This window comes from Aphanothece microscopica RSMan92, assembly GCF_046613545.2.
In the GTDB taxonomy this organism is placed as follows: domain Bacteria; phylum Cyanobacteriota; class Cyanobacteriia; order PCC-6307; family Cyanobiaceae; genus NIES-981.
Map to the genome: position 1 here is coordinate 1 of NZ_JBKKKY020000439.1, position 510 is coordinate 510.

1 protein-coding gene is annotated in these 510 nt (G+C 59.4%); it reads left to right on the forward strand.

The genetic code is table 11. From position 1 onward, the window contains the following. A partial coding sequence (locus tag ACLD7X_RS18435) for a hypothetical protein (protein ID WP_411425133.1) occupies window positions 1-510 on the forward strand: 510 nt, incomplete at both ends.

The following is a 510-nucleotide window of genomic DNA, read 5'->3' on the forward strand; positions in this document are numbered from 1 at the left end:
CCATCACGCCAGCGGATACGGCACCTGGATACTGGCAGCGCGGTGGCTTCGGCGTCTTCATCGACAGCGACTGTTCAATGTCCGTCGATGCTGGAACGCTCTTTGCCCGCGACGTTCGGTCTCGTTCACTCCCTACCCTTCGTAGCCCCGACACCACCATTGTTGGGCCCGTCGATGAATACTGTTCCGGCAAGCGGTTCAACCTATGGCCCTCCGATGGCGCCACCTTGCGGTTACCCATTCAGGAGACGCCTGTTACCGTCGTGAACAACGATACCGCTGCTTGGGCCAATATCGAAGCCTATGGGGCACGGCCAAGCGATCCGTTTTTTGTGAAACGTGTGGACAACGAGGCGGTCCGGTTGGCCTTCGCCAGCGGACGTCCCATGGTCTGGCTTCCGATCACGCGCAGCAATGGCAGCTGCTTTGGCATCGACACGCACATCGTCGTACCGCCCCATGTGCGCCTGATCACGGGCTTTGATCAGTCGAAGTTCTGCTTCTTCGATG